This is a genomic window from Dactylosporangium sp. CA-052675, from assembly GCF_050947935.1.
GTDB lineage: Bacteria > Actinomycetota > Actinomycetes > Mycobacteriales > Micromonosporaceae > Dactylosporangium.
In genome coordinates, this window is record NZ_CP192010.1 from 9,352,778 (window position 1) to 9,377,322 (window position 24,545).

The 24,545-nt window shown below is 71.5% G+C and carries 19 protein-coding genes; 11 read left to right on the forward strand and 8 right to left on the reverse strand.

All coding sequences use genetic code 11. The features are described 5' to 3' along the window. Positions 1-136 precede the first annotated feature (136 nt). Together ACQP1P_RS41950 and ACQP1P_RS41955 are read right to left on the reverse strand one after the other, a co-directional pair. Positions 137-2,302: a GmrSD restriction endonuclease domain-containing protein gene (locus ACQP1P_RS41950; RefSeq protein ID WP_433080074.1), complete on the reverse strand. Its 2,166-nt coding sequence runs from the start codon at positions 2,300-2,302 to the stop codon at positions 137-139. Positions 2,303-2,313: 11 nt separating this feature from the next. Continuing rightward, positions 2,314-2,979: a hypothetical protein gene (locus ACQP1P_RS41955; protein WP_433080076.1), complete on the reverse strand. Its 666-nt coding sequence runs from the start codon at positions 2,977-2,979 to the stop codon at positions 2,314-2,316. Between the two features lie 266 nt (positions 2,980-3,245). Here ACQP1P_RS41955 and ACQP1P_RS41960 point away from each other — a divergent pair, with 266 nt between their 5' ends. The 4 genes from ACQP1P_RS41960 to ACQP1P_RS41975 all read left to right on the forward strand — a co-directional run bounded on the left by ACQP1P_RS41960 (position 3,246) and on the right by ACQP1P_RS41975 (position 7,248). Beyond that, positions 3,246-3,713 carry a hypothetical protein gene (locus ACQP1P_RS41960; protein WP_433080078.1) on the forward strand — a complete coding sequence of 156 codons (468 nt, stop codon included), beginning with the start codon at positions 3,246-3,248 and terminating at the stop codon, positions 3,711-3,713. Between the two features lie 624 nt (positions 3,714-4,337). Further along, entirely contained in the window at positions 4,338-5,600 is a 1,263-nt protein-coding gene (locus ACQP1P_RS41965) for an ATP-binding protein (protein WP_433080080.1), read from the forward strand. A gap of 64 nt (positions 5,601-5,664) precedes the next feature. Then, positions 5,665-5,808 carry a hypothetical protein gene (locus tag ACQP1P_RS41970; protein ID WP_433080082.1) on the forward strand — a complete coding sequence of 48 codons (144 nt, stop codon included), beginning with the start codon at positions 5,665-5,667 and terminating at the stop codon, positions 5,806-5,808. Positions 5,809-5,973: 165 nt separating this feature from the next. Beyond that, a complete protein-coding gene (locus ACQP1P_RS41975; RefSeq protein ID WP_433080083.1) occupies positions 5,974-7,248 on the forward strand; it encodes a hypothetical protein in 1,275 nt (424 codons plus the stop codon). Between the two features lie 217 nt (positions 7,249-7,465). Here the strand turns inward: ACQP1P_RS41975 and ndk are convergent, their stop codons facing one another. From ndk to hrpB, 3 genes are all read right to left on the reverse strand, one after another. Next, on the reverse strand, positions 7,466-7,960 hold the full coding sequence (ndk, locus tag ACQP1P_RS41980) for a nucleoside-diphosphate kinase (RefSeq protein ID WP_350619526.1): 495 nt from the start codon (positions 7,958-7,960) through the stop codon (positions 7,466-7,468). Between the two features lie 114 nt (positions 7,961-8,074). Next, positions 8,075-9,274: a DUF1254 domain-containing protein gene (locus ACQP1P_RS41985; RefSeq protein ID WP_433080084.1), complete on the reverse strand. Its 1,200-nt coding sequence runs from the start codon at positions 9,272-9,274 to the stop codon at positions 8,075-8,077. 70 nt (positions 9,275-9,344) lie between these two features. Then, entirely contained in the window at positions 9,345-11,618 is a 2,274-nt protein-coding gene (gene hrpB, locus ACQP1P_RS41990; protein ID WP_433080085.1) for an ATP-dependent helicase HrpB, read from the reverse strand. Between the two features lie 26 nt (positions 11,619-11,644). On the opposite strand from hrpB, the gene ACQP1P_RS41995 reads away from it, so the two are divergent. The 6 genes from ACQP1P_RS41995 to ACQP1P_RS42020 all read left to right on the forward strand — a co-directional run bounded on the left by ACQP1P_RS41995 (position 11,645) and on the right by ACQP1P_RS42020 (position 17,738). Next, on the forward strand, positions 11,645-12,439 hold the full coding sequence (locus ACQP1P_RS41995; protein ID WP_433080086.1) for an Fpg/Nei family DNA glycosylase: 795 nt from the start codon (positions 11,645-11,647) through the stop codon (positions 12,437-12,439). Between the two features lie 408 nt (positions 12,440-12,847). Continuing rightward, complete coding sequence (locus ACQP1P_RS42000) at positions 12,848-14,170, forward strand: hypothetical protein (protein ID WP_433080087.1); 1,323 nt, start codon at positions 12,848-12,850, stop codon at positions 14,168-14,170. Between the two features lie 89 nt (positions 14,171-14,259). After that, a complete protein-coding gene (locus tag ACQP1P_RS42005; protein WP_433080088.1) occupies positions 14,260-14,763 on the forward strand; it encodes a hypothetical protein in 504 nt (167 codons plus the stop codon). A gap of 199 nt (positions 14,764-14,962) precedes the next feature. Beyond that, complete coding sequence (locus ACQP1P_RS42010; RefSeq protein WP_433080089.1) at positions 14,963-16,216, forward strand: glycosyltransferase; 1,254 nt, start codon at positions 14,963-14,965, stop codon at positions 16,214-16,216. A gap of 144 nt (positions 16,217-16,360) precedes the next feature. Beyond that, positions 16,361-16,924: an NADAR family protein gene (locus ACQP1P_RS42015; protein WP_433080090.1), complete on the forward strand. Its 564-nt coding sequence runs from the start codon at positions 16,361-16,363 to the stop codon at positions 16,922-16,924. Positions 16,925-17,009: 85 nt separating this feature from the next. Beyond that, positions 17,010-17,738: a hypothetical protein gene (locus tag ACQP1P_RS42020; protein ID WP_433080091.1), complete on the forward strand. Its 729-nt coding sequence runs from the start codon at positions 17,010-17,012 to the stop codon at positions 17,736-17,738. A 102-nt stretch (positions 17,739-17,840) separates the two neighbouring features. Here ACQP1P_RS42020 and ACQP1P_RS42025 read toward each other — a convergent pair whose 3' ends face one another. Next, on the reverse strand, positions 17,841-19,877 hold the full coding sequence (locus ACQP1P_RS42025) for an MMPL family transporter (RefSeq protein WP_433080092.1): 2,037 nt from the start codon (positions 19,875-19,877) through the stop codon (positions 17,841-17,843). 193 nt (positions 19,878-20,070) lie between these two features. Then, complete coding sequence (locus ACQP1P_RS42030; RefSeq protein WP_433080093.1) at positions 20,071-23,358, reverse strand: BTAD domain-containing putative transcriptional regulator; 3,288 nt, start codon at positions 23,356-23,358, stop codon at positions 20,071-20,073. 102 nt (positions 23,359-23,460) lie between these two features. Between ACQP1P_RS42030 and ACQP1P_RS42035 the strand changes: the two genes are divergently transcribed. Then, positions 23,461-24,102: a hemerythrin domain-containing protein gene (locus tag ACQP1P_RS42035; RefSeq protein ID WP_433080094.1), complete on the forward strand. Its 642-nt coding sequence runs from the start codon at positions 23,461-23,463 to the stop codon at positions 24,100-24,102. Here ACQP1P_RS42035 and ACQP1P_RS42040 read toward each other — a convergent pair. Next, positions 24,099-24,539 carry a hypothetical protein gene (locus ACQP1P_RS42040; protein WP_433080095.1) on the reverse strand — a complete coding sequence of 147 codons (441 nt, stop codon included), beginning with the start codon at positions 24,537-24,539 and terminating at the stop codon, positions 24,099-24,101. The genes ACQP1P_RS42035 and ACQP1P_RS42040 overlap by 4 nt on opposite strands. Positions 24,540-24,545 lie beyond the last annotated feature (6 nt).

A 24,545-nucleotide genomic window follows, 5' to 3' on the forward strand; every position in this document is an offset into this window, starting at 1 on the left:
CGATGGTGTCCATCTCAGGCCTGCCGAACGGCAGCCGAGGTGCTCAAAATGTGACAGGCTCACAGCCAAGTACGGCAGGTGGCCGCCCGGCCCGGTTCCTGAGGATAACTCCACGGTACGGTCGCGATCGTCGACTCTACCGACCGGCTGAATCCAGGTAGCGCTGCCGAACCGCGTCGAGCCGCTCGCGGGTCCGTTCGACCTGCCAGAAGGCCCACCCGTTGCTCGCCGCGCCGACGGCGTACTCCATCGCTTTGGTGGGGGCGGTTGCCACACCCGAAGCGGTCTCGATGTTCCCGTTGGAGCAGATACGAGCGAAGTACGCCTGGTCCCGCCGGTAGCCGACGAGCCGATCGCCGGCACGGAGGAACCCGTCTCTCACAAGATCCTTCATTGTGACCCCGTAGTGAGTGCGCCTCCCAGGCGTCACGGAACCTACGCCGGCTGGCATAACTACGCCGAATGCGCTGAGGCTCCAAATCCGCTTCGCAATCTCATAGTAGAACCGTCCGCGCGCCTCGATGAAGGGCTCCAGTGCGGTGCTTGGGTCATATGTAGTGACCAGGTCGAGCAGTCGTTCGGCGCGAAGGAACTCGCGCAGCCGCACGTTGCCCTTCTTCAAGAAATCCGGGTTCAGCATCCCGGCGAGCCGGGTGTCCTTCCGATAGCGCGTCAGCTTGTCCTCGAGGAGGGCCCCGCCATAGCTGCCGTTGTCACGCCCGTCCAGGAGCAGCAGGGCGCCGATCCGGTTGCGCAGGTACTTGTAGTACCTGGCGTCCGGTACCTTGTGCGCATACTTCGCCGCCGTGCTGGTGAAGAGGTGCTCGATCTCGAAGTCGCGGTCACCGGACCGACGCATGAGGAACCGATCGGTGGGATCTACCTCGCCGTTGGTGGCGCCCATCTCGACCCATGCGGTGAGGCGCGTCAGGATGTAGTGCACGAAGCGCCGCTTCGTGTCGTAGCTGAGTTCTGGGATTCGCTCGAGCCTGGCCGGCCAATCGGCAGCATGGTCGGCGAGCACCCTGCCCAGCTCGTCCGGCGACTCGGTCAACCGAACCGCGGGCAGCACCTTGGACACGAGATCGTCGATGTCCTTCTGCTCGGCCGGCTCGTCGTAGAGCGTCTGGGTCACGTAGAACAGGTCGAGGAAGTTGGCGACCATCCCCGCCTTCCGCTCCTTGTCCGTCTGCTCGTCACCTGGGCGCAGTGCGGCGATCGTCAGGTCGAACTGGTCGACCACGCCGTTGAACGCGTTGTACCGCACCGCTGGCAGCCGTGGGTCCATCCGGGCCCGCGCGCGCAACAACCGGGCGTAGAAGTCATGGAACGGAAACAGCACACCGGTGAGCAGGCGAGCCCGGTCACCGTTCCTTCGGTTTGGCCACAGCTTGCCTTCGTGGGTCCGCACCCACTCATGGGTCGCGTCATGCAGGCTCGGTCCTGATTGCTGCGTGACCTCCGGGAACCGGGCACGGAAGACCGTCCTCAAATAGGCGAGCGCGGCACCGTGCTCCACGCCCTCCAAGGCTGATGTCATCGTGGTCCAGGTGCCTTCAAGCTCACGCGGATCCGAGCCGGCGTCACTGAGCAGGAACCGCTTGAGGTGGTCCATGGGGGAGAGACGTACCCCGCAGTCGTTGATCGACTGGAACATCTCTTCAGCGCGGTCCCGGTCCCCTGCGTCCATCGCCACGAGCGAGACGCGGTAGAGCAGCCAGTCGATAAAGAGGACCAGGACGTCGCCGCGTAGCGCTGCCGGAAAGTGCACGTCGATGTATTGGTACGCGTTCCAGATACGTCGGACGTCTGGGCGGGCTTCATCTACATCGAAACCGTCACCGTTCAGCAGGGCGTTGAAGCAACGCCGGTACTCTTCCACGTCCACTCGGAACACTCGCCGACCGAACTGCTCCGTCATGATCAGCGTGGAGAGCTGTCCAGCCTTATTGCTCGCCTTCGGCATCAACGCCGCCTGCCGTCGCAGATAGATCAGCAGGAGCAGCAGCGTGATAATTCGTTGTTGCCCGTCGACCAGCGCTACCTTGTCCTCCGCGGTGCAGATGATGTACGGACCGAGGAAGTACGGATCGTAGGACTGAACATCACGCAGCGCGTGCTCTTCACTCCACTGATCCAGGAACTTTCGCGAGAGATCACTCACCAGCCGCGCTACCTGCGGCTCCTCCCAGACGTAATCGCGCTGGTAGTAGTCGAGAATGAACGACCTGGTCCCGAACAGCGCGTCAACGGACTGATCCTTGGCACTGACCAACTTCTTGGCGTTGCGCCCCTTAGCCATAACGGACCTCGCTAGGCGACCACGACCGCTTTCGCGGCCACGATCGGCTCACCGCCACCACGCCAGATGTAGCCGGAGCGAACCACACGAACATTCGCTCCCTGAGCGGGTGGCTGCACTTCCGCCTCGTGGGCGTCCGGATCGAACGGCACCGTCTCCCCCGGTTGACCCAGAGGCCACAGGCGCTTGCGCCGCGTCTCCTCCGAGAAGAGTTTGATCACCTCGGCAATCGTGTCACCGCGGGTCTGCAGCGACTCGACGGCCACGGCGAGTTCCGCGACCAGCCTGGCATCCTCGAACTCCCGGTCAGCCGAGCCAGTGCCGGTGGCCGACGCCTTCGCGAGAGCGCCCGCCACGTTCTCGACCAACGATCGCACCAACCACTGCGGCACCTTGGCGAGCACGTTGCCGGCTAGAACATCCAACGACTCCTGCGCGGACGATCGGTGCGCCAACCACCCGTACCTGTTCTTCTCCATCCTGATCTGCGGATGCAATTTGATCATAGGTTGAAGCCGACTCCATAGGCGATCGACATCAGCCTTCTTTGCGCCGGCCTCGATGAGTGGCCGCTTGATATTCTGCGCCCCAATCGGCTCGGGTGACGCCTTAATGATCTCAAGAAACGCCCGACCCGGCTCTTGCTTGAACTGGCTGGCAATGGCCTTTGTATCCACCGAGCACCGCCCTGGGTTCGAGTTGGATGTTCTCGGATACTAGCCATCCGACTCAGATTGATCACTGTCCCCACACCGACAGCCATCTGTATTGCGATCAATGCGTTGATGTTGCTAAGGATGTCCGACTAGTCGACCAGCGGGCGGGTTCACCGAAGCCACAGACGGGCCATGACGACCGCCCGCCAATCGCCTCATCGATTACGTGGAGCCACAAGCCCCCGCCGGCCGCCCGGTACGGTCAGACGCCTGACATGACGCGCGGCGTGGGCGACTTCATCGTGTTCCTGGTCTCGACCGACCCGACGTGGCAGCCGACGCCCGAAGCGGCCGAGCGCACCGCCGACGAGGCCTGCCGCCGATGCTTGATCCCGGACAACATGCACCCAGGCGTTGAGGTGAAGTTCTTTACGAAGATCAGGCTGTCCCACCCGCACGAGAACCTGGAGCGCATCAGTTGCCCGCGGTGCACAGGCGACATCGACCTCGAGTGGTTCGAGCGGCAGACCGACCTCTCCTCTCCCAACGCCGACGGCTTCGATGACCTCCACCTCCCGGTCCCCTGCTGCGGCGCCATCGTGTCCTTGGCCGACCTCCGCTACGACTGGCCGGCTGGCTTCTCGCGGTTCCGCATCACGCTGTGGAATCCCGAGCTCGGGCTGATCGACGAGCACGTCGCCGAACTCTCCGCGCTGCTCGGCCACGAGCTGCGCATCATCCACGCCCACGCCTGACAGGCCTCATCCAAGGGGATAACCGGCACGCAACGGCCGTCCGGCTGTTGCTCCGCGGGTGCTCCGTCGCGACGGGACTGGTGAGTACTCACTGGACTGAGCAGCACGTGTGCCGCCGTCACACCCCACCAAGTCGGACAAGCATCGAACCAAGCCGACGAACGACTCGTCTAAGATCGCGCTCTTAATCTGCGGGTTGTAGGTTCAAGTCCTACGCGGCGTACTCCTCTTGAAGGCCCCTGACCTGGGACTCACCCCGGGTGGGGGCTTTTCGTGTCGGCGGTCATCCGGCTGGGTGGCTGGTGGGTGCTCGCCCGGATCCCCCACCCCGGTCCGCGGGCGGCCGGAACGGTCCGCCAGCGTCCGGGCATGGGTCGTGTTGATCATGCCGTCGGGGCGTGATCGCGTGCACGAGAGCGGTGAACGCGCGGTCGGGACTGATGTGGGTGCGGTACAGCGGGCTGCAGGGTGTGGTCGCGAGCCGTACCGCCAGCTCGTCGAGGTTCGGTTGCCTGCCCCGGTCGCGGTAGACGTCCATCTGCCCGGAGGAGGGACGTCCAGACGCCCACGAACATGGCGACCAAATGTCCACGGATCGTGCGACCGATCGTCCATAATGACGGCATGGCGCCCGACCGCGAACTGATCCCCCGGCACGTCGAGCCCCTGGTCGCCGAGGCACTGACCGACACCCGCGTGGTCGCCGTCAACGGCGCCCGGCAGGTAGGCAAGAGCACACTCGCCACGGCACTGACGTCAAGGGCACGCAACCCGGTCATTCGGCTGCTGGACGACCCCGCGATGCTGCGCGCCGCCCGCGAGGCACCGACCGACTTCGTCGAACATGACGGCCTCATGGTCATCGACGAGGTCCAACTGGCCCCTGAACTGTTCCGAGCCATCAAGCTCGTCGTCGACGCCGACCCGACGCCGGGACAGTTCCTCCTGACCGGATCCGCCCGCATCCTCGCCCTGCGCGACCTGCCCGACGCCCTGCCCGGACGCATGGAAACCGTCGAACTCTGGCCGTTCTCCCAAGGAGAAATCGACGGCACACCCGACCGGTTCGTCGACGCCGCTTTCGCGCACGGCCCCGATCTGTCCCACACCGCGACACTGCGCCGCCGCGACTACCTGGAGCGGGTCGTGCGAGGCGGCTACCCGGAGGCGATACGCCGCACGCCACGCCGGCGCGCGGCGTTCTTCGAGTCGTACCTGACGACGCTGATCGAGCGGGACGTCACCGAACTGGCCGCCATCGAACGCCGTGGTGAACTGCGCCGCCTGCTGTCCCTCCTCGCCGGTCGCTCCGGCGGTCTGCTGGTTGCCGCGTCACTCGCCAGCCAGTCCGGCATCCCCCGCACCACACTCAACCGGTACCTGGAACTGCTCGCCGCGGTCTTCCTCATCAAGCAGATCCCCGCCTGGTCCGGCAACCACACCCACCGCGCCGTCGGCACACCCAAACTGGCGTACATCGACAGCGGCCTCGCCAGCCATCTGCTCGGCCAGGACGCCGGACGACTCGCCGAACCCGACGGCGCGGCCGGTCAGTTGATGGAGAACTTCGTCCTGATGGAACTGGCCCGCCAGCTCACCTGGAACGACGAGCGAGTACGCCTGTACCACTACCGCACCAAGGACGGTGTAGAGGTCGACGCCGTTCTCGAAGCCGCCGACGGCCGGATCGTCGGTATCGAGGTCAAGGCCGCATCCAATGTGCGCGGCGGGGACCTGGCCGGGCTGCGACACCTCGCGGAGCGGGTCGGTGACCGCTTCGTCGCCGGCTACATCCTCTACACCGGCCAGCAGACGCTTCCCTACGGCGAGAAGATCCGCGCCCTTCCCATCGAGGCACTGTGGTCGACGACCGGCAATCGAGACTGATACCCCTCGATACGAGGGTGGCGTATCAGCGCCGGGCCCGCTCGGGCTGAAGGTGCACAGCGTCGTGCAGATGGACGATGGGACGAGCGAAGGCTGTCCTGTCAACGCTTCAACGCCCCGGGAACTCAACCCCGCCGAGACCGTCTGGTCCAGCCTCAAACGCTCGACGGCCAACCTCGCCCCCGGCAGCATCAAAGACCTCGCGTGAGCGCCTATGGTGCTGTTCTGTCTCGCATCACCCGGGAGGGCCCGGCGCTCCACCTGCCACGGCATCCTCCAATCCCAAATTATCGAGACGAGTGGACCATGGTTGGGCCGGAGACGCCGACGGTAGCGTGAGGCCGATCCGCGCCCATCCCCCGAGGAGTAGACGTTGGACTACGAGATCCAGCTGATCAGTGACGGCGATGGCCTGGCGGTCATCGGGCATCCGGCGGCTGTCGATCGTTTCCTAGCCACCGAGGGACTGCCGTCGAAGGACCTCGGGCTGAAACGGCTCACGTCCGCCCTCGGTACCGGATCCACGATCGCCAAGGCCGGTTCCGAGATCGCCGAGCACTCCGGTCGCTGGGTCCAGCTGACCGCGGAGTCGGCCCGGGCGATGAAGAAGTACGACCTGATGAAAGGTTCGCAGAACGGTCTCAGCCGTGCCGTACTAACCGACCACGGCAAGATTGCCGGCCTGCTCGAAATCGTGAAGCAGACCCCCACCGCGATGCTGACCAACCCGGCGGTCCTGACCGGGGCCGCCGGCCTCATGGCGCAACTCGCGATGAAACAGACCATGGACGAGATCACCGAGTATCTCGCCGTGATCGACGCGAAGGTCGACGCCGTGCTCCGCGCCCAGACCGACGCCGTGGTGGCGGACATGATCGGAGTGGAGCTGGTCATCGACGAGGCTCTGACGATCCGGGAGCGGGTGGGTCGGGTCTCCGAGGTCACCTGGTCGAAGGTGCAGGCCACGCCGGTGCCGCTGGCCCGGACCCAGGCGTACGCGTTGCGTCAGCTCGACGCCATCGCCGAGAGACTGCAGACCCAGACCAATGTCGGTGACCTGGCCGAAACGTCCAAGGAAGCCGAGATCAAGGTTCAGGAGTGGCTGGCCGTTCTGGCCCGCTGCTTCCAACTGCAGGACGCGGTCGCCGTGCTCGAACTCGATCGGGTGCTGGACGCGTCCCCAGAAGAGCTTGAAGAGCACCGCGTGGCCATCCGGATCGCCCGGCGGAACCGCCTCGACCTCATCTCGCGCACCACCGAGCGCCTGCTGGCCCAGATGGACGCGGCCGCCGGCACGGCCAACGCGAAGGTGTTGCTGAACCCGACCACCTCCGGCGCCGTGGTGCATTCGACCAACCACGTCGCGATCACCGTCGTCGAGTTCAACGGACGGCTCGGCATCGAGGCCGATCATCAGTCGCGGGACGCCCGGCGATGGCTGGATGCGGCCGTGGAGGTGCGGGACAGGGTCCTGGAAACCGGAACCGATGTGACGGGCAAGGTCCTGGAGACCGGGGCGGAGGGGGTAGGTGTCGCCAGCCGTTTCGGTGTCGGGGCCTTCGGCCGGGCCAGATCGATGATCGGCAAGGTTACCGGCGAGATCACCGACCGGGCGCAGCGCCAGCTCGGAAGCAAAGAGGAGTCCTGATCGAAACTACCCGTGCGCCTCGGTCGAGAGTGGCTTCGGGCCGGAACCGGACCTCTACGAGCAGAGCAGGTGCAGCACCTGCGGCGTCGATGTGACTTCGACGGCGAAGCGGGCGTTCTGTCCGGTCTGCGGCGAACTATGCGAGCTGACGTAGTCCGGTGAAGGGGCCTGGCGGAGGTGGCGGGGGCTCGCCGCGCCACCGTCCGCCGGGCCGGGCTCAGAACAGGTACTTCTCCGCCACCGTCTGGTAGTCGAAGAGCTCCCCCTCCGAGAACCACAGCTCCACCTCGTACTTCGCCTCCTCCGGCTTGCCCGAGGCGTGGATCAGGTTCGCGGCCACGGTGTGCTTGGCCTCCGTGTACGCCTTCGACGTGTGGGCGAAGTCGCCGCGGATGGTGCCCGGGTTCGCCTGGTTCGGGAAGGTCACGCCGACCAGGCGGCGGACGGTCGCGACCGCCTCGACGCCCTCCAGCACGAGCGCGATGACCGGGCCCGACTGCATGAAGTTCGCGGTCACGTTGAACACCGAGGCGCCGAAGCGCTCCTCCAGGTCGAAGTAGTGCTTCCGAGCCAGGTCGGCGTCCATCTGGACCATCTTGGTGCCCACGATCTTCAGTCCAGCGTCCTCGAACCGCTGGATGATCCGCCCGGCCAGCCCACGGGCCACCGCGTCCGGCTTCAGCAGTACGAGGGTCCGTTCCAACGCCGTCATCACAACACTCCAGTCCTTGATCTCCCGGTCGGCTCAAGCTTGCCGCACCTCGGTAGCGCACCGCGCACTGGGTTCAGCCGGCGGCGGCGCGCCGAACGGGAGGTCGCGACCCGCCTAGGGGATCGGCACCACCGGCGGCAGCTCGTACTCGTCGCGCAGCAGGGCCTCGGGCGGGCTGTAGACGCGCAGGATCAGGTGGAACTCGCCGCGCGGGGTCGGCAGCCACGGCGCGCCGTCGCCGGGCGGGTCGGGCTGGATGCGCACCACGCCGCCGTCGGTCGCGACCGAGCGGAACAGGTGCGCGTCGGGCGCGGCGTACGAGGCGAGCGTCCCCGCCGGCGGGCGCAGGGTGTACGCGCGGGCGCCCGTCAGCCGGGCGCCGTCGCGGTCCTTGTGCGCGGCCGGGTACACGGCCTCGTAGGCGTGGTTGCCCCACAGCCGGGTGCGCGCCGCGACCGCGCGCGCGAGGTGGGCCGAGTCCCGGTCCGGCAGTGTCCACAAGGGAGTGTCCACGGTGCCCGGGCCGAAGTGGTCGAGGTTGTAGTCGAACGCGTGCCGGTCGTTGGTCCAGCCGTTGACCGGGGCGGCGTGCCCGGTCGTCGCGGCCTCCTCCAGCGCCTCGCGGCCGCGGTCGAGCCCGGCGCGCAGGGCGAGGCGCTGCTCCCGCGGGACGGTCGGGTACGGCGAGTTCCCGTCCGCGAACAGCCCGAGCGGGGCGAATCGCCGCTGGTAGCGCCGCTCGGCCGGGGAGGGCGGGAAGGCGGACAGGCCCCGGCGCAGCGCCTCGAGGAACATGAGGTCGTCCGGGACCCCGGGCTGCGGCACGGGCAGCCCGTCGAGCGGCACCCGCGGGTACATCCGCTGCATCGTGAGCGCGTCCTGCAGCTCGTGCGCGCCCGGGCCCGCGGCGAACCGGGCGATGAGCGTCGCGATCATCGTGGGCACCCGGATCACCTCCGCGGCGGGCTCCTCGCGGCCGGCCCAGGCGGGCGGGACGAGCAGGTACTCACGCGGCTCGTCGGGGGTCGTGCGGCTGCCGACGTACGCGAAGTTGTGCGTCCAGGCGTCGATGAACTGGACCACGTGGTATCGCCCGCCGGTCCCCGGCACCCGCAGCCACAGCGGGCCGCCGGAGAGGTCGAGCTGGGCGGTGGAGCAGAGCAGGTCGGGATTGGCGTTGGGGCCGGCGGGCACGGTGCGCTCGTGCGCGAACGCGTTGAACACGGTGGTGGTGCCGACCGCCTGCAGGTCCTGGAGCAGGGGGTAGCCGTAGCCGAACGCCTCGGCGGCCAGCGCGGGCAGGTCGTCGCTCATCCGAAGCCTCCCTCGTCCGGCTTCAAGCGTCCGGTCCGCCCGGTCCGGCACCGGGTGAGGTCGGGGGTGATCAGCGGCGCGGGTTGGCCCGGCGGGTGGGCGGCGCGGTCGTCGGATCCTCGGGCCACGGGTGGCGGGGGTAGCGCCCGCGCAGTTCCGCGCGCACCTGTGGATAGCCGGTGCGCCAGAACGAGGCGAGATCGCGGGTGACGGCCACCGGCCGTCCCGCGGGCGACAGCAGGTGCAGCAGCACCGGCTGCCCCGCGAACGAGGGCGTCTCGAGCAGCCCGAACATCTCCTGCACCCTGACCGCGAGCACGGGGCCGGCGGGGTCGCTGTAGTCGAGCCGCACCGCCGAGCCGCTCGGCACCGTCAGCCGCTCCGGGGCGAGCCGGTCCAGGTCCTTCGCCGCCGGCCACGGCAGCAGCGCCTGCAGCGCCGTGTGCACGTCGGCACCGTCCACCATGGACTCGATCAGCGCCTCGTCGCGCACGTCCGGCCAGGGCGCCCCGGCCGCGCGGTGCAGGAACGCGAGCCGGTGCCGCAGCGGCGTCCACGGCACCCCGTCGCGCCGCAGCCGCTCCCGGCGCGCCGCGGCGGCCAGCTCCGCCGGGGCCGCGCCGATCGCGCGCTCCGACAGCACGATCGCGCCGAGCCGCTCGACCCGCTTGACGCCCGTCGCGCTGGCTTCGTCCACAGTGGACAACAGCGCGGCCGCGGCCTCGCGCGCGATGTCCTCGTCGATCGCCGCGGCGAGCCGGATGCGCGCGTTGACCCGCCCGGCCGGGCGGTCCGCGGCGGCGATGGCGAGCCACGGGTGGCCCTGCAGCGGCGATCCGGGCGCGAGCTCGGCCTCGGTGCCGCCGGCCATGAGGTAGGCGTCGCGGCGGCGCCGGGCGATGCGCTCCGGGTAGGCGAGGCCCGCGATGATGCCCGCGGCACGGTCGGCGCTCGTGGTGCGCTCGACCGGGTTCTCGATCATCCGGTACAGCAGCGACGCCTCCGGCCGCCAGCGATCCGTCGTCCGCCGTACCGCCGCCACGTCGTCGGACGGGTAGGAGTCCTCGGCGAGCACCGCCACCACCTCGGCCGCGTTGCGGGCGCCCACGATCGGCGCCCCGTCCAGCAGCGCCCGGGCCAGCCGCGGGTGCGCGCCCACCCGTGCGATGCGCCGCCCGCGCTCGGTCGCGCGCCCGTCCGCGTCCACGGCGCCGAGGGCGGCGAGGGTCTGCGCCGCGACCGCCATCGCGGCCGCGGGCGGCTCGTCCGGCAGCGCCAGCCCGCGCCCGCCGGGGCTGCCCCAGCACGCGAGCGCGAGCGCGAAGCCGGTCAGCTCGGCGGTGCGCACCTCCGGCTCGGGGTGCGCCGGGAGCCGCTCGTCGTCCGAGGCGGACCAGCACTTGTACACCACGCCGGCCCCCTCCCGCGCGGCCCGCCCGGCCCGCTGGACGGTGCTGGCCCTCGCCGCGCGGACGGTCTGCAGCGAGCCGAGCCCGCGCGCGAGGTCGATCCGGGGCACCCGCGCCAGCCCCGAGTCGACGACGACCCGCACGCCGGGCACGGTGAGGCTGCTCTCGGCCACCGCGGTCGCCACGATCACCCGCCGCGCGCCGGGTCGCAGCGCGCGGTCCTGCTCGGCCGCGGGCAGCCGGCCGTGCAGGGGCAGGCTCGGGATGCCCGGCAGGTTGCGGCGCACCCGTTCGATCTCGGCGACCCCGGGGACGAACACCAGGATGTCTTGCCCGGTCTCCCGCCACGCCCGGCGTACCACCTCGGCGACGTGCTCCATCGTGAGCGGCGGGCGCTTCGGCGGTACCCACACCGTCTCGATCGGGAAGAGCGGGCTCTCCACGTCGATGACCCCGGCGCCGGGCAGGCTCTTGCCGGGCGTCGCGGTCGCCGCGAGGAGCCCGAGGTCGGGCCGGATGGCGTCGCGCACCTCGAGCAGGAAGGCGGTCGCGAGGTCCGTGTCGAGGTGCCGCTCGTGGCATTCGTCGAGCATGACGACGTCGGTGCCCGCCAGTTCGGGATCGGCGAGCAGGCGCTGGACGAGCAGCCCGGTCGTGACCACCTCGATCCGCGTGTCGCGGCTCACCCGGCGGTCGCCGCGCACCGAGTAGCCGACGCTCTGCCCGACCCGTTCCCCGCGCAGCTGGGCCATGCGCTGCGCGGCCGCGCGGGCCGCGATGCGCCGCGGCTCGGCCACCAGCACCCGCTCGGGGCCGAAGGCGAGGGGCACCAGCGTGGTCTTCCCCGTGCCGGGCGGCGCCACGAGGACGGTCGGGCCCTGGCGGACCTGGTTGACCACTTGGTCGAGCACGCGGGTGACCGGCAGGGATTCCACGCAGGCCATCTTGTACCTTCGCCTGGATGCCCGAGCTACCAGAGGTCGAGTCGGCCCGTGCCGTCCTGGAGCGCTACGCCCTGGACCGCCCCATCGCCGACGTGGACGACACCGACACGTGGGTCTGCCGCCCGCACTCCCCCGGCGCGATCCGCGACGCGCTCGTCGGCACGACGCTGACCGCCGCGAACCGGCGCGGCAAGAGCATGTGGCTCGACTCCACCGGCCCCACGCTGGGCATCCACCTCGGCATGTCGGGCAAGATCGTCTTCGTCGACGAGGCGGGCCTGGAGACGGACGGCGGCGACTACTGGCAGCGCGGCCGCGCGCGGGGCGACCACCGGTTCACGCGCTTCTCGCTGACGTTCGGCGACGGTACCCGTCTGCTGCTGGTCGACCCGCGCCGCCTCGGACGCGTCCGCCTCGACCCGCCCGTGGAGCGCCTGGGCCCGGACGCGCGCGACATCACCCCGGCGCAGTTCCGGGCGGCCCTGTCGCGCGGGAGCGCCCCGGTGAAGGCGCGGCTGCTGGACCAGGAGGCCCTGGCCGGCGTCGGCAACCTGCTCGCCGACCAGGTGCTGTGGCTGGCGAAGGTGAACCCGTCGCGGCCCGTCGACGCGCTCACGAAGGCCGAGGTGGACCGGCTGCACCGCGCCCTGCGCAAGGCGGTGGAGTCGGCCATCGCGGACGGGGGCGTGCACACGCTCTCCGTCGTCCCGGCCCGGCGCGAGGGCGGCGAGTGCCCACGCTGCCACACGGCGATGCGCCGCGCGACCGTCGGCGGCCGCACGACCTGGTGGTGCCCCCGCGAGCAGCCCTGAGCGGGCGCCGCTCGGCCGCGAGGACCGGGCCGGACGGCGGCGGCCACCCGGCCCGACTGCTCGCTCGTGGTGTTCCCCGCCACCGCGATCTGACCGGTCAGCGCAATGTGCGCACCAGGGCCGCCCGGTCGGCGACCGAGTCGTGCATCCAGATCTCCGTTCGGCGACCGTGTGCACCATGCAGTGATAGCGACATAGAAATATTTACGACTCTCGCAGCGTGGTGATAGCGTCCCCCGGCGCTCGCGGCACCGGCTTGCCCGGACCGCGTCGCGTTCCAGCACAACGGGGGAGGCTGGTTTTCTCATGATGCATGCCCGCGCGCCCGGCGCCCATCTGGTGCCGCGCCCGCACGTCCGCCTGTCCTCCCGCACAGCCGTGTCCCATCACGCCTCTGGAGGAGGGCAAGTGCCCAACCGTGACCCGCGACGGCGACTCATCGGACTCGCCGCCGCCGCGCTCGTCATCGTTCCGGCCGCGATTCTGCCGGCATCCTCGGCATTCGCCGGCGGTGAGGCCACACCGGCCACACGCAGTACCGACCCGCAGTCGATCGACAACCTCGACCCGCAGACGCTCAAGGTCATGCGGCAGCAGGAGAAGCTGCAGCCGGCGCTGCAGGAGCTCTGGGACGCCTACTACGCCGAGCCGGCGACCAGCGGATTCGCCGGCGTCGCGTTCGAGGGCACCGGTCTCACGCTGTACTGGAAGGGCGGTCTCACCACCAGGATGCAGGCCTCCGTGGCCCGTGCGCGCAAGTCCGGCGCGGTGACGGTCAAGCCCGCGGCCTACTCCAGCGCCGAACTGCAGGCCGAAGGCCAGAAGATCAAGAATGTGGTGGCCAGGAGCGCCTCAAACATCCAGTCCATCGGCTACGAGCCCAACGGCTCCGGCCTGCACTTGAAGACGATCCCACAGCAGCGGGCGGCGCAGCTCGCGACCGAACAGGCGCGCAGCGGCAAGGCGCCGTTGGTCTCGGCCGAACAGGTCCTCGCCGACGCCCACGTGAGCGTGCCGGCGACGATCGAGGTGGCCAAGGAACAGCCCCAGAACTTGAGCAGCCGTACCGACGACAACTCGCCCTGGAACGGAGGCGACCGGTTCGAGAGCTGGCGCGGCGGTGACCAGCGCGCGGCGTGCACGACCGGGTTCGGCGTGCACTCCGGCAACGGCCACAGCTGGGTGCTGACCGCCGGGCACTGCGCGAGCATGGGCGACTGGGCCTACCAGGGTAAGTTCGCCACGTCGGCGTTCTACACGATGGGCCCGGTCAACAGCGACGACTGGCGCTCCGATCTGCTGATCATCGATTCGCCCGGCTGGCACGTCATCTTCGACGGCGGTCCGGTCAGCACCTACAAGAAGAACGTCTACAGCTGGGGTTACTGGGCCGCGAACGAGTTGCTCTGCCAGTCCGGTATGACCAGTGGCGTCGTGTGCGGCCTCAAGCAGGTACGCTCCGTCGACAACTGGGTCGACTGCAGCCACCCGGACTCCGACGGCGACTGCAACTACTACCATTACGGTCTCATCGAGTGCACCCAGATCGACGGTCAGCTGGGCGGCCGGCCGGGTGACAGCGGCGGACCGGTGTTCTCCCTCGACGGTGACGGGGTCCGGGCCAAGGGCATCACGTCCGCCGGTGAGGGCAGCGACTTCCTGTTCCAGGACTGGGCCGACGCGATCCGGGTCTTCGGCGTCTACCCCAACGTGCACGGCAGCACATCCTGACCGACCGGCGGCGGATGGGCGGCTCGTCCGCCCATCCGCCGCCGAGGAGGCATACGCTCCACGTACCAGTCGAGAGGACGTACGCAGAGATGAGGCTCGTTCCGATCGCCGCCGGTGTCGCCGTCGTCGTGGCCGCCGGCGTGGGCGTGTTCGCGGCGCGGGCGGCTCGCGGCGGCACCGGCGCGGAGGCGCCCGCTCCCGCCGGTTCCACGATCGCCGGGGCCTGCCCCGCCACGTGGGCCGACACCGCGGTCCGGGCCACGCGCACCGGGGCCCTGGTGCCGCCCGGCGCCCGCAGCGCGCTGCTGTGCAGCTACCCCAACCCGGACTACACGCTGGGCGCGACGCGCGGCATGACCGGCGGCGTCGGTGACCTCACCGGCTACCTCAACGGCCTGCCCGACGCCCGGGACCCGGACACGCACTGCTCGCTCAGCGCCAACACCGAGCACATCATCGTGTTCGAGTACGCCGGCCGGCGGCCGGTCGTCGCCTACGGCCGCAACTGCGCCTGGGACCAGGACGGCGCGGTGCGCTACCACGGCGACATCCGCAAGATCACGGCGTACTGGTCGGTCACGTTCCGGGACTGAGCGGGACCGGCCACCCGTGACGGCTCGGCATCGTCGAGCAGCACCGGTGGCTCGGACCGGCTCGGACCGGCGCGGGTCCGCCGCGCCCCGCGCCCAGGCGGTTGCCGGCGGAATAGCACCAGGCCAGTCGATGAACAGCTGGCGTACAAAGGACATGCGTTCTCGTCCGAGTGCGGCGCGGTACCGCACGATGTGCGGCGTGAGAATCGCGCACTTCTGCGACAGCCACCCCGGGCGCTCCGACGGCGTCGCGACCTCGGTGGCCGCCACGGTGTCCCTGCTGCGCGCCGCCGGCCACGAGGTTCAGGTCTACCAGCCCGCACCGCTGCTGCGCGGCCGCCAGGAGCCCTGTGGCGTGCGGTCCGTCCCGGTGCCGTTGCGCAACATCCGGGTCGGCCTGCCCCACTTCAGCGGCATGCGCCCGGTGCCGCACGTCGTGCACGTGCACACCCCCGGGCCGGTGGGCATCGGCGGGCTGCGCTACGCCCGGGCGCACGACCTCCCCGTGGTGATGACCTGGCACACGGACCTGCTCGCGTACTCCGCGCACTTCATGGAGATCCAGTTCGGCGCGGTCCACGCGGCGCAGCGGCTGGCGCTCGGCTGGACCATGCGCGACTACCTGCGCCTCGCGCGGTCCGGCACCGAGCGCCGGGCGCAGCTGCTGCGGCTCGCGCAGGAGTTCATGGACCGCACGAACGTGGTCATCGCGCCCTCGGCGAAGACGGCCGCGGGGCTGGCCGAGTTCGAGCGGCTCCCCCCGGTGTGGACGGTCCCGACGTCGATCCAGCTCGCCGACTGCCCGCTGGGCCGGACCGAGCTGCGGCGTTCCCTGCGGATTCCCGACACCGCGCCGGTCGTCCTGGCGGTCGGCGGGGCCACCAAGGAGAAGGACCCGGCGCTCCTGCTGGCCTCGTTCGCCCGGCTGCTGCGCCACGTGCCCACCGCGCGGCTCGTCATGGTCGGCGTCAAGCAGAACCGGATCAACGTGATCCGCCTCGCCCGCCAGGCCGGCGTCGCCCACGCGCTGCGACTGGTGCGGCCGGTGCCGCACAGCCGGATGGCGGCGTACTACGGCATGGCCGACGTCCTCGCCTTCGCCTCCACCACCGACACCCAGGGCCTGGTCATGCTCGAGGCGGAGGCGGCCGGGCTGCCGGTCGTGCTCGCGGACGCGGCCCTGGCGGAGCGCCCGAACCAGGACTCGAAGCGGCTGTCCACCGCGCCGGACGCGGACTCGTTCGCGGCCGGGCTCGCGAAGGTCCTCACCGACCCCCAGCTGCACCGCGAGGTGGCCGAGGCCGGGCGCGCCGCGGCGGACGCATACTCCGCCGAGCACTACCTCGGCCACCTCCTGGCCGCATACCAGTACGCGCAGACGGCCAAGCGCCTGGATCATGCTGCGGCCGGCGCTTCGGCCGGGGCGAGCCGGGCGGCCCGCACGGCGGGATAGCGTCCGCGCGGTCGCGGTGGGCCACGGCGAGGTCCTCGCCGGCCCCGCGACGGCGGCGGCCGCACCGTCGCCGTGATCCTGCCCACGAGCCCGGGCAGCGAATATCCGACATGAGACATTGCGAAGATCGGGCACACTCTGGGCATGTCCGCACCTCCGTCCTCCAACGAAGAGCTGCTCCGCCTGGTCAGATCCGGGGCTCGCGTCAAATACCTGTACTTCTGGGGCCACACGCCCCGCCCCGGTGGTGAGCTGGGCCCGAGCTGCCTGAGCCAGTGGTGGCCGGCGCGCTTCGAGGTGGACGGCGTCGGGTTTCCGTCGGCCGAGCACTACATGATGTGGCGCAAGGCGAAGCTCTTCGGCGACGAGCTGACCGCGACCCGCGTGCTGGGCGTCGCGCATCCGAATCAAGCCAAGAGCCTCGGTCGCACGGTCAAGGGCTTCGACGAGGAAACCTGGGTGCGCGAACGCTTCGCGATCGTCACGGCGGCCAGCCGCGCCAAGTTCGACGCCGACGACGCCCTGCGGGCGTACCTGGTCGGCACCGGCGACCGGGTCCTGGTCGAGGCGAGCCCGCTGGACCGGGTGTGGGGCATCGGCCTCGCCGCGGACGACGAGGCCGCCCGGAACCCGGAGCGCTGGCGCGGCCTGAACCTGCTCGGCTACGCCCTCATGCACGCCCGTGCGGACCTGGCGGGTCGCTCATGACCGGTATGGAGCGAAGCGGAGGGGCCGGGCATCAGGCAGCACAGCTTCCGGCCCACGCCGCCGACGAGCGGAGCGAGGTGGAGGCATGAGCTCACGGGATGAGATTCAGCCGCTTCCCGCCTGGCTGGCGTGGCCGATCCGCGTCCTGGCCGTCATCTTCGTCGTCCCGTTCAAGCTGGCCTGGGACGGCTTCGCCTGGCTGATGCGCCGGCTGTGGAAATACGTGGGCGTGCCGCTGGTCAAGTACGTCATCCAGCCCTTCCTGTACTACGTGCTCTGGCTCCCCGTGTACTACGTCATCCTGGTCCCGCTGCACTGGGTCGCGGTCAACCTCCTGTGGGCCCCGCTGGTCTGGTTCGCCAAGCACGTCCTGGTGCCGGTGGCGAAGGGCCTCTGGTGGCTGCTGAGGGCCACGGCCCCGTTCTGGAACCTGCTGGGCCGGATCCTGCTGGAGGTGGGCAGGGCCGTCGGCTGGGTCATGACCCGCATCTACCGCTACGTGCTGACCCCGATCGGCAAGGCGATCGCGTTCGTGTGGCGCTGGGTCGTGGTCCCGATCGGCCAGGCCATCGCGTGGGCCTGGAACCATTCGGTGGTCCTGCTCTGGCGCTACCTGGTGGTGATTCCCCTGCGGTTCGTGTGGCGCAACCTGGTGGTGCCGCCGGCCCGCTGGGTGCGCACGTGGGTCCTGCGCCCGATCGCCGACACCACCCGCCGCGTCCTGGTGACCCTGGGCCTGCGCGAGCCCGAACGCCGCCACCCGGTCCGCGGCCGGCAGCAATCGGCTCGCTCCTCCCGCGGCGGCCCCCGCTGACCCAGCCGCCCCTCGGACGCGTCCGGCCTCGCGCGGCACACCCGCGCGAGGCCGGACGACCACCCCGCGACCCTCGCGGGCCGAGGGGTCGCGGGCCGAGGGTCAGCCGACCGGTGCCGGCTCGCGCGTAGCCGGAGTCGCCGGCCGCTCCACGTCGACGTGCGGCAGAAGACGGTCCAGCCAGCCCGGCAGCCACCAGTTCGCCCGGCCCAGCAGCGCCATCGTCGCCGGCACCAGGACCAGCCGCACCAGCGTGGCGTCGATGAACACGGCCACGGCCATGCCGACCCCGATCATCTTCACCGTCACGTCCGGGTCGAGCGCGAAGCCGACGAACACCGCGACCATGATGGCCGCCGCGCTGCTGATCACGCGGCCGGTCGCGGCCAGACCGCGGACCACGCTGCCGCGCGCGTCGCCGGTCCGAAGCCAGTCCTCGCGGACGCGGCCCAGCAGGAACACCTCGTAGTCCATCGACAGTCCGAAGAGGACGGTGAAGAGCAGGATCGGCACCCAGCTGGAGATCGCCACCGCGTGCGGCAGGCCGACCATGTGCGCCCCCGCGTCGGTCTGGAAGACCACGGTCATCACGCCGTAGGCGGCCGCGACCGACAGCAGGTTCATGGCGGCGGCCTTCACCGCCACCACCGGCGCCCGGAACAGCACCGTGAGCAGCACCAGCGAGAGCGCCACCACGAACGCGACGACGAGCCACAGCCGGTCGGCGAGCCGCTCGGAGATGTCCGCGAACACCGCCACGAGCCCGGTCACGAGCACCCCGTCGGGCAGCACGTCCGCGCGCAGGTGCGTGAGCAGCCGGCTGGTCGCCTCGTCCTGCGGCCCGGTCGTGGGCTCGACCGCGATGACCGCCGCGGTGCCCTTCACCGCCGGCGGCGCCACGTTCGCGACGCCGGGATCGGTCCGCAGCCGCGCCACCAGAGCGTCCAGGTCGGACACCTTGGTGGTGTCGACGGCGAGCAGCAGCGGCCCGTTGGCGCCGGGGCCGAACTCGGCCGACACCAGGTCGTAGGCGAGCCGCGTCGTGTTCGAGGTCGGCTGGCTCCCCGCGTCCTGGGGCCAGGTGCGCATGCCGAGCATGGGCGCGGCGAGGCCCGCGAGCACGACCAGGGACGCGAGCGCGGCGATCACGGGCCGGCGGCCGACGCCGGCGGCCCAGCGCGCGGTGAGGCCGAGCTTCGGGGTCGGCTCCACGATGCCCTTGCGGACCTTGCGTGGCAGGACCCGGTGCCCGGCCAGGCCGCACAGCGCCGGCACGAGCGTGACGGCCGCGGCCATCACGGCGACGACGGCGGCGAAGGTGGCGTAGCCGTAGGAGGAGTACACCGGAAGGAGCGCGAGCTTGAGCCCGAACAGGGACACCAGGACGGTGAGCCCGGCCACGACGACGGAGGCGCCCGCGGTCGCGTTGGCCTCGATCGCCGCCGAGCGCGGGTCGAGCCCCCGCCGCAGCCCCTCGACGTGCCGGGCGACGAGCAGCAGGGCGTAGTCGATGCCGACCCCCAGCCCGACCATGCTCGCGACCGTGGGCGCGGTGTTGCTGATGTCGGTGACCTTGGCCAGCAGCGTGATGACCGCGGTGGCGACGCCGAGCCCGGCGATCGCGACCACGAGCGGCAGCCCGGCGGCCACGACCGAGGCGAGCGCCAGCACCAGGATCAGCAGCGCCACGACGATGCCGACCGCCTCGGCGGTGCCGCTGGGCGCCGAGATGTTCTCGGCCACCTGCCCGCCGAACTCGACCTGCAGCCCTTCCCGCTTGAGCGGTTCGGCGGCGGTGCGCAGCGCGTCCATCGCCGAGGTGCCTTCGAAGTCGGTGACCGGAGTGTCGTACTGCACGTTGATCAGCGCGGTGTCCCCACCCGCCGACATCCGGGCCGGCGCGACGATCCCGGCCTGCGGCATCTTGGCCAGCCGCCCGCGCAGCGCCTCGAGCACGGCCGGGTCGAGCGCCTTGCCGTCGTGCACGATGACCCGGGCGTCGGCCCCGGACATCTCCGGGAAGTGCTTGCGCAGGAACTCGGTCCCGGCCTGGGACTGGGTTCCGGGCACGTTGTAGTCATCGTGCGGCGTGCCGCCGAACACCGCGGACAACGCCGAGAGCGCAACGAGCGCGATCACCCACGCACTGATCGTGCGCCAGGGATGCGCAGCGGCCGCTCCTCCGAGCCGGCCGAGCAAACGGGACAACATGACGTCCTCCGGGACGGTTGATTTCGCATCGGTACTGCCAGCGACACCCTCCCAGCCCCCACTTTCGATCCACTTGGAGTCCGCTTACGACGACTTACGGCGCTGCTCGCGTACGCCGGGTTCAGGAGGCGGCCAGCAGCTCCCGCGCCCGGGCCAGCCAGTGCGGGCAGTTCCAGCGGCCGGCCACGTCCACGGCCTGCCGCAGGCACTCGGTCGCCTCCTCGGGGCGGTCCAGCAGGCGGTACAGCTCGGCCAGGCTCAGCGCGACGGGCTGCATCGCGATCGAGGTGCTCGACACCCCCGCGATCTGGTCGCGCACCGGCAGCAGCGCGTCGATGACCGGCTGGGCCAGGTCGGCCCGGCCCAGCGCGACGACCGCCAGGGCGCGCACGGTGTAGAACGCGGAGCCGAAGTAGTCGGGGCGGATCGGGTGCTCGCCGACGCGGACCGCCCGCGCCTCGGCGAGCCGGCCGGCGGCGCAGAGGCTCAGGGCGTGCGCGTCGTAGCCGATCGAGCCCAGCTCCTGACAGACGAACCGGGTCGCCTCGACGAGCTCGGCGGCGCGGCCCTGGCTCAGCATCAGGCTGAAGGTGGCGATGAAGTGGAAGCCCTCGCCGTGCAGGGAGCCCTGGCGGCGCATCTGCTCGCGGCACTCGTCGTACAGCGTGCGGGCACCGGCGAAGTCGCCCTCGATGTGGGCCAGGGTGGCGCGGGCGGCGAGGTGGACGGCGAACGGCTCGGCGAGGTGGTACGCGGCGGCGATCGTGCCCTGCCGGGCCACCGCCGCGCGCACCTCGGCCGGCTCGTTGAGGGCCGCGGCGCAGTTGCCCAGCTGCTGCTCGGCCAGCCACTGGTAGGCCACGAACCCGTGCTCGGCGGCGAGCGCCCGCAGCTCCAGCGCGACCGCGCGGCGCTGCGGCACGTCCCGGTCGTAGGGCATGGTCCGCCCCCGCGCGGCCAGTCCGAGCGCGAGCAGGCCCGGGTCGCCGAGACCGCGGGCGATCTCCAGCGCCTCCCGCCCGGCCGCGGCCCCGCGCTCGTCGCCGTCGAGCTCGCTGCTGAGCGCGTCGAGCAGCCGGCAGCGGTCGGCCGGGGCCAGGTCGTCGCGGCGCAGCAGGCGGGTGAGGAGGTCCACGGTGCGTTCGTCGGTCACGCCGTAGTCGTGGATCTGCCACGGCGTGGCCACCGTCCACGCCGTGAACGCCGCGACGAGCAGCTCCTCGCCGCCGGCCACGGCCACGTCGACCGCCCGTTGCCGGGTCCGCCGCGCCGCCGCCACCGCGCCCGCGCTCGCCTGGGCCCGCAGCAGCCGCCCGAGCAGGTCGACCAGGAGCGCGTCCCGGTCGCCGGGCACGGTCCCGGCCGCCTCGAGCGCCGCCAGCGCCGCGCCGAGGATCTCGGCGGCGGCGTCGTACGCGAATCGCCGCTCGGCCAGCTCCGCCGCCCGCACCGCGTAGTCCACGGCCGCCGCCGCGGTCTCCGAGGACGCCGCGCGCGCGTAGTGGTAGGCCAGCGCCGGGTAGTCGTCGGGCCGCAGCCGCCGCGTGACGGCCGCGACCCGGGCGTGCATGCGGGCTCGGCGCAGCCGGGAGAGGTCGGTGTACATCGTGTCGCGCACCAGCCCGTGCACGAACCGCACGCGCCCGGGCGCCGGCTCGGTGAGCAGCCCCGCGATGAGCCCGGCCTCGAGCGCGTCGAGCACCGTGCCCTCGTCGGCGTCGGCGGCCTCCACCAGGGTCTCGACGTCGGCCTCCCGCCCGATCACGGCCGCGAGCCGCAGCACCGCGACCGCCGCCTGGGGCAGCCGCGACAGCCGCCGCCGCAGGACGTCGCGCACCCCCTCCGGCACCTCGGACGTGGCCACGAGCGCCCCCTCGGACGCGAGCAGCTGCGCGGACTCGCGCACGTAGAACGGATTGCCGCCGGTGCGCTCGGCCAGCGCCGCGAGCGTCGCGGGGTCCACGGTCGTGCGCGCGAAGGCCTCGACCAGCCGCGCGACGTCCTCCTGGCCGAGACCTTGCAGCGGCAGCCGTACCGGAGATCGCCGCGCCAGCGCCGCCATGGTCGCGGCGAGCCGTTCCCGGTTGTCGGCCGGCCGCAGCGCGGCGACGAGCAGCAGCGCCGGCCCGCCGGGCGCGACCAGCTCGGCGACGCTCGCGAGCAGCATGAGGGTCTCGCCGTCGGCCGCGTGCAGATCGTCGAGGACGACGGCGAGGGGCCGCTCGGCCGCGACCGCGGCGAGCCAGCGCGCGACCGCGCGATGCAGCCGGAACCGCCCGGCCGCGAAGTCCTCGCCGGGCCCGGCCCCCGCGTCCTCGTCGAGCAACGGCCGCACCTCGGCCGCGAGCTCCCCCGGCGGCGCGAAGCCGGCCAGCTGCCGCAGCGCCTCGACCCACGCCCAGGCCGGCGGCGCGCCTTCCGCCTCGGGGCACCGCCCCACGACGACGAGCCAGCCCTCCCGCGCCAGCTCCTGCCGGTATCGCGCGAGGAGACTGCTCTTGCCGACGCCGGCCTCGCCGCTGATGAGGACCACGCTGGGCGCGGCGATCCCGGTGAGCGCGGCCAGCTCGTCGGAGCGTCCCACGAACAGCTCGTCGGGCGCGGCCCCGCCCGGCGCGACCGCCAGGTCCGACACCTCCGGCGCGCCCTGGACGTCGGGCGAGCCGGCCAGGATCGCCGCCTCGAGGTCCAGTAGGGCACGGCCGGGGTCCAGCCCGAGCTCCTCCGCCAGCAGCGCCCGCGCCCGGCGCAGGGCGGCGAGCGCATCGGCCTGCCGGCCGCTGCGCCACAGGGCCAGCGCGAGCAGCCGCCAGCTCTCCTCCCGCAGGGGCGCCTGCCGGGTCAGCACCTCCGCCTCGGCCACCGCCTCGGCCGCCCAGCCGGCGCGCAGGGTCGCGTCGAGCAGCAGCTCCCGGGCGGCGAGCCGCAGCTCCTCGAGGCGCGCCGCCTCGGGCTGGGCCCACGACTCGGCGGCGAACTCGGCGTAGGCGTCCCCGCGCCACAGCTCGAGCGCCGCCCGCAGCAGCACCCGCGCCCGCCGGGGGTCCTGCGAGAGGGCGGAACGGGCGTCGGCCAGCAGGCGCTCGAACCGCCAGGCGTCCACGGCCTCGGCCGGGAGCCGGATCGCATACCCGGGGGCCGCGCTGACCAGCAGGCGGGCCGGGGCCCGGCGCTCGCGGGAGGGTTCGAGGAGGCGGCGGAGATTCGAGACGTACGCCTGCAGGGACGCGATCGCCCGCGGAGGAGGCTCGCCGCGCCACAGGTCCTCGATCATCCGGTCCACCGAGACGACCTCGCCGCGGGCGGAGAGCAGCAGGGCGAGCACGGCGCGCTGGCGGGGCCCGCCGACGTCGACCGTGGCGCCCGCATCCGTCTCGACCTCGAAGGGTCCGAGCACCCGCAGCAACATGACGGCGTCATGGTAGTCGCCGCCAAGCGCCCTCCAAGACCGCTACAAGACAGTCCGGCGACGCTTTCGGCGCAATCACCACGAGATGTCGAGGAGCCCCATATGCGTCCCTGGGTCCAGGAGATGGTCATCGTCCACCGGGTGTTCCGCCGCGAGTCGCGGCTCCTGCCCGAGCTCATCGGCGCCGTGCGCCCCGGCGGCACCGAGCGGGCCGCACGGCTGGCCGAGCTCACCCGCGGATACGTCGACGGCCTGCACGACCACCACACCAGCGAGGACGAGCTGCTCTGGCCGAAGCTGCTGGCCCGCGTCGACCTCGACGCCGAGCTGGTGCTGCGCATGGAGCAGCAGCACCAGGTCGTCGACGCCGGGCTCCAGGAGCTCGGCGCGCGGCTCGACACCTGGGAGCGCTCGCCCGCCGAGCCGGAGCGCGACGCCCTCGTCGGCGCGTTCGCCCGGCACCGCCGCGACCTGATCGAGCACCTCGACGAGGAGGAGCAGCGGATCCTGCCGCTGGTGCAGGAGCACATCTCGGTCAAGGAGTGGGCGGCCCTGAGCGAGCACGCGCGGTCGAAGACGCCGAAGGACAAGCTGCTGTTCGTGCTCGGCGCGCTGCTGGAGGACGCCACGCCGCAGGAGCGCACCCAGTTCCTGGCGATGCTCCCGCTTCCGGCGAGGCTGATGTGGAAGCTGGTCGGCAAGCGCTCCTACGCCAAGCAGGTGGAGAAGATCCGCAAGGGCTAGTTCGACGCGTAGCCGGGCAGGTCGGCGGAGTCGTCCGCCGACTCGACCCGGTCGACCTTCCCGTCGAAGTCGTCGTCGTGGTAGATCAGGTCGATCCGGCCGTCGTGGTCCTGGTCGTACGCCACCTCGTCGACCAGCCCGTCGTGGTTGGTGTCCCACATCGCCACGTCGGTCCGCCCGTCGTGGTCGGTGTCGGCCAGGAGCATGTCGACCCGGCCGTCGCCGTCGGAGTCGTAGCCGACCGTGTCGGCGTCGCCGCCCATCTCCCCCGCCGACGGCCCGGTGTCGTCGGCTCCGGGGTCGGCCGGGCTGAGCTCGGCCGTGCCGTAGGAGGCGGCCGTGAGCGGACCGTGGCCGAACATCGCCTCGGGGTCGGCCACGTCGTCCGGGTTCAGGTCCAGGTGGTAGTCGTCGGACGTCAGGCCCCAGTCGGTCATAGCCCC